7 protein-coding genes and 1 pseudogene are annotated in these 7002 nt (G+C 63.2%); 4 read left to right on the plus strand and 4 right to left on the minus strand.

Translation table 11 applies throughout. The features are described 5' to 3' along the window. Positions 1–57: 57 nt before the first annotated feature. The gene (gene hisN / locus GY937_28845; protein MCP5060724.1) at positions 58–876 is read right to left on the minus strand and encodes a histidinol-phosphatase; all 819 of its coding nucleotides are present in this window, start codon (positions 874–876) and stop codon (positions 58–60) included. Further along, on the minus strand, positions 869–2419 hold the full coding sequence (locus GY937_28850; GenBank protein ID MCP5060725.1) for a carbohydrate kinase: 1551 nt from the start codon (positions 2417–2419) through the stop codon (positions 869–871). The genes hisN and GY937_28850 overlap by 8 nt, the downstream gene beginning before the upstream one ends. Positions 2420–2460: 41 nt before the next feature. On the opposite strand from GY937_28850, the gene GY937_28855 reads away from it, so the two are divergent. From GY937_28855 to GY937_28865, 3 genes and pseudogenes are all read left to right on the plus strand, one after another. Then, a complete protein-coding gene (locus tag GY937_28855; GenBank protein ID MCP5060726.1) occupies positions 2461–3114 on the plus strand; it encodes a TetR/AcrR family transcriptional regulator in 654 nt (217 codons plus the stop codon). A gap of 34 nt (positions 3115–3148) precedes the next feature. Next, positions 3149–3760, plus strand: a pseudogene (locus tag GY937_28860) (trimeric intracellular cation channel family protein). A gap of 128 nt (positions 3761–3888) precedes the next feature. Beyond that, on the plus strand, positions 3889–4449 hold the full coding sequence (locus GY937_28865) for a hypothetical protein (GenBank protein MCP5060727.1): 561 nt from the start codon (positions 3889–3891) through the stop codon (positions 4447–4449). A 24-nt stretch (positions 4450–4473) separates the two neighbouring features. Here the strand turns inward: GY937_28865 and GY937_28870 are convergent, their stop codons facing one another. Beyond that, on the minus strand, positions 4474–4887 hold the full coding sequence (locus GY937_28870) for a DUF2255 family protein (GenBank protein MCP5060728.1): 414 nt from the start codon (positions 4885–4887) through the stop codon (positions 4474–4476). A 124-nt stretch (positions 4888–5011) separates the two neighbouring features. On the opposite strand from GY937_28870, the gene GY937_28875 reads away from it, so the two are divergent. Continuing rightward, positions 5012–5428: a winged helix-turn-helix transcriptional regulator gene (locus tag GY937_28875; protein ID MCP5060729.1), complete on the plus strand. Its 417-nt coding sequence runs from the start codon at positions 5012–5014 to the stop codon at positions 5426–5428. Positions 5429–5457: 29 nt separating this feature from the next. Here GY937_28875 and GY937_28880 read toward each other — a convergent pair whose 3' ends face one another. Beyond that, positions 5458–6840 (minus strand): phosphatidylserine/phosphatidylglycerophosphate/cardiolipin synthase family protein, encoded by a 1383-nt coding sequence (locus GY937_28880; GenBank protein MCP5060730.1) that lies wholly within the window; start codon positions 6838–6840, stop codon positions 5458–5460. Positions 6841–7002 lie beyond the last annotated feature (162 nt).

Genomic DNA, 7002 nt, shown 5'->3' on the forward strand with positions numbered 1-7002 from the left:
CGGGCTCTTCTGTTCGTCTGCCATGGTATTACCTCGGTTTGCTCGCTGAGCGAGCGTTCAGGAGTTGAACGATTTCAGTGCGCGGCTGTGAAGCTCGCGATTGGCGGCGGCCACGACGAGGCCACCTTCCAAGGCTGGCCCGCCCTGGACGTCGGTCACGATGCCGCCAGCGCCTTCCACAATCGGGATCAGCGGGATGATGTCGTAGGGTTCGAGACTTCCCTCGATGACCAGATCGATCTGGCCCATGGCCAGGAGGGCGTAGGAATAACAATCGCCGCCGTAGCGCATCATCCGACTCGCTGCGGCCACCCGCTCGAAGCCCATGCGGTCGCGGTCGGACACGAACATGCTCGGATGCGTGCAATAGAGGATTGCCGCCGAAAGCCCGGTGGTGGAGCTTGTTCGTAGCGCATGCTCCTTTCCGTCTCGTCTCAGCCATGCGCCTTCCTGTGTTCCCAGGAACGTCTCCCGCAGATAAGGCTGGTGCATCACTCCGGCGAGACATTCCCGGGCGGAGGTCAGCCCGATCAGTGTCCCCCAGGCGGGAACACCGCTGATGAACGCGCGAGTCCCGTCGATCGGATCGATCACCCAGCGAAGGGGGGAATCGGACTCGACGGTCCCAGTCTCTTCGCCAAGAAACCCGTAGCCCGGGTACACGCGAGCCAGGTCGGCGCGGATCGACGCCTCGACTTCCCGGTCCGCGCAGGTCACGGGATCGAAAGCTCCTCCGGCGGCTTTGTTCGCTACCTCGACACCCGTACGGAAGTAGCGCAAGGCGATCGGTCCGGCGGCCTCGGCGGCGGAAGCTGCTGCCTCGACGTGAGCACGAATCTCCTCCGGTGCAAGGCCCGGATCGCCGACATCAGGCATTCAGTGCCTCGAAGATCGGGAGGTTCTGTTCGAAGGCCCGAACGAATTGCTCGAACATCCGCTCGTAGGTGTGCTGGCTCTCGGGCCTCGGATGGTAGGTGCGACGAATCGGACAATGCTCTTCGATGTCGTCCAGCGCAACGATGCCCAACTGCTCGAACGCAAGAAACGCAGTGGCGCGGTTGTTCACGTAGCGCGCCTCTGCCAGCTGCCGAACGGGACGACCCATGACATCCGCGAGCATCTGCGACCACTCATCCGAGACCGCCCCGCCCCCAGCGAAGTTCAGCTCGCCGAACTCCCGCCCTGTGAAGGCCTCGACCTCTGGAAGCAACCAGCGCAGGTGGAAACTCACGCCTTCGAGAACAGCCCGAAGCATCTGGGCACGGGTCGTGTCGAGCGAGAAGCCGAGGAACCCCCCGCGCATGGCATCACTGGTTCTTGGAGAATGCGCACCCGTGAGCCAAGGCATGTAGATCAGACCGCCACTTCCGGGCGGGACGGAAACCAGTGTCTTCTCGACGTTGGCGAACGGATCTTCGATCGAGTGGTCCGCCAACTCATCGCTGGCGAAGACCACCTGCTTGAGAAAGTGCTCGAGGGGCTTTGCACCGAGCCCGCATTCTGCCATCACCGAATAGCGTCCCGGAATGGGGCTCGGCATGGCCAGGATGCTGTGCTCGAGGTCGGAACCCTTCTCGTCCACGAAACCGAGGACCTGGCAAGTCGTCCCGATGTTGATGCCTCCATAGCGGCCCTGGAAGACACCGGTACCGATGGACACGGCGTGGGTATCGTTCACGCCAGTGAAGACCTTCGTCTCGGGAGAGAGGCCTATCTCGGCTGCAACTTCGCGCGTCAGGCTTCCAATGCACGTATTCACCGGCACGAGTTCCGGGAGCTTGTCCAGATCGATTCCAGAGAGACCCAGGAGTTCGTCGTCATAGCGGACGGCGTCGAGCCGCCTGTTGTCCGTGAGCAGTTGGGCGAATGCAGTGCAGGGGTTCGAGGTGCAGACCCCTGTGAGCCGCGTGGTGACGTAGTCTGCCGGCTCGACGAATTTGTAGGCCCGCTCGTAGACATCGGGCTTCTCGTGTTGAACGAACAGCATATGTGAGAGCGAATCGCTTCCAGTGGGAAGCGGCAGCATTCCGTTGATCTCGATCCAGCGAAACAACGCATCTGGATGCCGCCCGTAGAGGGCCTGCGTGTGGGCTCCGCCGCGGGTATCCATCCATGAAATCAAGTTGGAGACGGGATGACCCCGCTCGTCGATCGGAACGACCGAGAAATACTGGCTCGCACAACTCACCGCGAGCACGGCCTGCGCCGGAACGTCAGCCTCGTGGACGACCTGCTTGGCCGCGCTCAGGATGGCAAGCCAGACCTGCTCGGCGTCCTGCTCGAAACCCCCTTCTCCGACGTCCAGGCTCTCGACCGGCCGCACCGTGCTGGCGGCAATCGCTCCGTCCTCCCGCACCAACGAGACCTTCGGACCGCCGGTTCCCAGATCGATCGAGAGGATGTATTGGGATTCCGGCACCGGCCTCTGGCTCCTCATTCCGAAGTTGCTACATTTGTACCATGTTGAAAAGCGGCGCGCAAGCACAAGGCTCCGGACCGGGGAAACGCGGGAGCCAGAGAGGTCGGTACGCCACTGGGGTTCAACGCCGCCAGGAGTTGCTGGAGGCCGTCCTCCGCATCGTGGCGAGGGATGGCGTGGCCGCCGTGACCCACCGGGCCGTCGCGGCCGAGGCCGAGGCCCCTCTGCGGGCGACGACCTACTACTTCGCCACCAAGGAGGACATGATCCGGGACGCCTTCCGCTTCTTCGCCGAGCAGTCGATCCTTCAAATCGACGAGGCGAGCGAGCGCTATCTGGATCGCGATGTCGGCCCCGAAGATGCGGTTTCCCTGATCTTCGAAACCATCGTTCAGGAATCTCGGAACCCCAATACCTCCTGGGCCGCCGAGTTCGAACTCATCCTCGCCATCGCTCGGGAGCCCTCCTTCGCACCGGAGTACCGTGCATTTCAAGATCGCATCGACGAAGGGCTTCAACTGGCCATGCGCCGGATCGGCTCCCACCACCCGGCGCGTGATGCACGGATCGTGCTGGCGTTCCTGCGCGGCTTCGAACTGGAGCAGCTCTCACGACCGGAACGAAAATCCTGGCAGCGCCGCATGAAGGCCGATCTCGCCGGCCTGATAGCCGCACTCATCAAGAGCAGCGGCTGAACGGGCAGGCCTCGTGGAACCGATTCCCCAAGTCCTCAACTTCCTGGGCGTGGGCGTGTTTGCCATCTCGGGCGCACTCGCCGCGGGGCGCAAGCGAATGGACCTGTTCGGGGTCTTCGTTCTGGCGACGGTCACGGCGATCGGCGGGGGCACACTCCGAGATCTCGTTCTCGATGTAGGGCCTGTCTTCTGGGTGACCGACCCCACCTACCTCCTGGTCTGTGCGGGCGCAGTAGCACTCGCATTCGTAGGCCGCGGAGTCCTGGCCAGGCCCCGCCAGCTACTCGAGATCGCGGACGCGGCAGGGCTCGCGGTCTTCTCCGTCCTGGGCACCGATAGCTCGCTCGCAGCGGGCTTCCATCCGCTCGTCTGTCTCCTGATGGGCGTGATTTCCGCCGTGGCTGGCGGGATGCTCCGCGACGTGATCGCTGGCGACGTTCCGCTCATCCTTCGCAGCGAGCTCTACGCGACAGCTGCCCTGGTGGGCGCTGCGACCTTCTATGGCTTCACTCTCCTTGGAATCGCCGATGGAAACGCCGCCTGGTTTGCGGCCGGCCTCGCCTTCGCGACGCGATGCGCCGCGATCCGTTGGGGGCTGACGCTGCCCGCCCTGGGCCTCCCGGAGGACAATGGCCAGGATCGATGACTCGCTAGCCGGACGCCCCGAGAACTCAAGGAACAACAGAATTCCTCCGAAAAGACCGTACTCGCACCCACCGAGAGGGCTCCGCCATTCCGCCTGCTTCCAGCAAAGGTCTCGTAGCCATTCAACAGGTGGCAATCCTCCACGGCGCGCTGGAGCAGGGCATCCTGAGCCGGGAACAGCTCGAGGTACGGCTCAGCTCGCCTGCCGTCGACCTGCTCGACGCAAAGCTCGAACCCACGCGTTGGTATCCGGCCGATGCGGTTGCCGAGCTGATCGATGCAAGCTGGGATCTCTGCCTTGGCCAGAACGTGGAACTCGCCGTCTCCGTGGGCCACACGATGTTTCGCGAGCTGAAGGAGAGCGGACGCTATCAACAGCTGGAATACGCTTCGGGGAACCGCGAATTGGGCGAAGGCCTCGAGGCTCTCCGCCACACACGCCTGGTCGGCAGCGTCGTTCTCAACCTCTTCGATTTCCTCGAGCTCGGCTATGAGCTGGTCTCCGAGGATCCGACCGAGATCTGGATTACCTACGATCGCGCTGAGCTCTACCCCGAACTCGCGCGGTATGTGGGCCAGGGCTTCGTCCAGAAATCGGTAGAGGAGATGGGCGCTTCGCTGAACTGCTCGAGCGAGCGTGTCCGTACCGACCGTGTCCGCTACACGCTGCGGATCGATCCGGCCGGCTGACTCATCGGGCGCCGGCGTGAGTGCTCATCTCGGATCGAGCCGGATCGGAAGCGCACCCGCTCGGTCCGCATCGCCAAGGGAAACCGCGATGAAGCGATCGGCGAATCCGTACTTCTCGCGCATCAATTCGTTCACGCGATCTCTCGCCGCCGGGTCGCGGACCGGCACCGCCAGGAAGGGAGTTCGGCTGCCATCGCGCTCCGCTCGGATCTCCGCGTTCTGCAACAAGCGCTGAACCCAACCCGAGTCTTCACCTCCCCGCACCCAGATCGCGCCCGCATCATCTACGACCCAGATGCGCGTCTCCTGGGGCTTGCCCTCGGCATCCAGTGTCTCCAACACCAGCACTTCACCGGACTCGGACGCGCCGAGCTGGGCAAGCCCCATCAGCAAGAAGAACCCGAGCACGGCTCCGATCCCGATAGCGACGATCTTCATCCCATACCTCCAAGGCGCTTGAATTCCACGGAATGTATTCTACATTCCTGGGAATCTTTTTCAACCGGAGATTATCCTGCGCCCGAAACGCTCGAAGGAGGAGCAGATCCTCGTCTGGATCGGCGTGATCGCCCAACTGGTGCGAAGCCGAAACAGCCAGATCGTGCAGGAGACCGATCTACCCTATCCCCAATTCGTACTGCTGCTGCATTTCTGCCACGACCCGGAACGGGAGTGGACCGTGAGCAGCCTGGCACGAGCATTCCAACGCAAACAGCCCGGCATCACGAAGACGGTTCGCCAGCTTCTGGATGGAGGCTTTCTTCGGACCCGCCCCGACAAGATGGACGCGCGCGTGAAGCACCTGCGGGTCACGCCGCGCGGCATTCGTGCACGAGATGCAGCCATGGCACGGCTGGCGCCGGTCTTCGCCGACGATTTCCGGAGCTGGAAGCAATCTGAAGTCTCGGAGCTTCACCGGCTCCTGGAACGGCTCAAGAACCACCTGGACGAGCAAAGAGATGAGCCCAACGTTTCTTGATGGGCGCGCCTACCAGGCCACCCTACCGATCAACTGCCGTAGCGAATGGGGTCGATCTCGAATGCCAAGCCGTCGAGAGGCTTGCCCAGTGACCGGGCATGAGCATTCGTTCCTGCCTTCTCGCTGTAGAGGCGCATCGCCGCAGCGTCGTCGAGGTGGGCGGTGTCGATTCCCAGGTGCTCGAGCAGGAGTTCGACGCGCAGCGCTTGCACCGTAGGACGATGCCAGAAAGAGGCGTTCATCTCGGTATCGCCGCGAAAGGAGCGATCTGCGACGTTCGTCGAGCCAACGGTCGCCCATGCGTCATCGACCAATGCGATCTTGGCGTGAACATAGACATCGTGGTACCTGGCGGGGCCGGCGTTGGAGGCGATTCCTGCAAGGCAGAAGTTCTCGAAGCGGCCGAGAGCGTGAAGGGGCTCGAAGAGGGCAGCGAGCTTCGGGTTCTTGCGCGCTTCCGCGAATTGCGGATGCGCGTTTCCTGGCACCAGGAAGACGACCTCGACCCCTCGCTCGAGCGCAGCAGCGAGGCCAGCGATGATGGGCGGTGACGCGATGACCTGGTCTTCGATGTAGATCGAACGCTCGGCCGCCTCGATCGCAGCGGTATATTGATCGAGCACCGAGCTCTCGCCGGAAGCGACTGCGAACGGCTTGCCACCCGGCGTCGGATGTTCGCTCGTGTAGACCTCATGTCGAACGGTGCGTGTGATCTGGACGGGCACCTCGCCGCAGCTTGCCGTCAGATCTTCCGGAAAGTGCAGGTCGTCGCACGCGGCAGCTGCGGGCCAGGCTCCATCCTCGCGCTCGCGTTCGCTCGCCTCGTTCCAACGCTGCACGAAATTGTGATGAACGTCCGTCGCCGACGGCCCGCGCACGCAGACATAGACATCGTGGATGTTGCCTTCATCGCGGGGTGCGTGCCCGGGTGCAACCACCGAGGCAGGATCCAGATTGATGCCTCCAACGAAGGCAGTCTCGCCGGCTGCACCGGCATCCACGAGCCAGCTCTTCTGGTGGTGGCATAGCTCGCCGGGGAGTACGTCCCAACGCGCCTTGAACCTGGAGCCCCGCGCCGCCAACGCCTGGCGCTGGGCTTCCGTCCCGAGGAAGTGGACACCCGGCATGTCGTCTTCCTGGGGCTGCGACCGCCAGAAGATCACCCGAACGTCGAGGCCTCGTTCGACGGCCCGATCGAGCACATCGAAGAGGCTGCCATTCCCGTCGGGCATCTCGAACCCGTCCTTGAGGAAGGCCACGGTCACCCATACCGATTCGCGTGCATCGGCGACGGCTCGGAGAATGGTGCGAAAGGCCTTCTCGCCATCGACCAGAGCCTCGACCTGATTTCCGGAACGCAGGGGGTAGGCCCCGGTCTCCACATGGGGGATATGCTGCGCGTCGCCCTTCATGGTCTCCTCCAGCTTGGCGATCCTAGTGATATGATTCATAAATAAAGGGCACTATTGGACTATCCACGTTACCCTCGCGGCGAACGGCCAGAGGGGCACGATGCGGGTCGCAGCCGAGATTCACCTCAGCAAGAGCCAGCGGGCGATGCTTCAGCAATGGTC

The organism is bacterium (genome assembly GCA_024228115.1).
Taxonomy (GTDB): domain Bacteria; phylum Myxococcota_A; class UBA9160; order UBA9160; family UBA6930.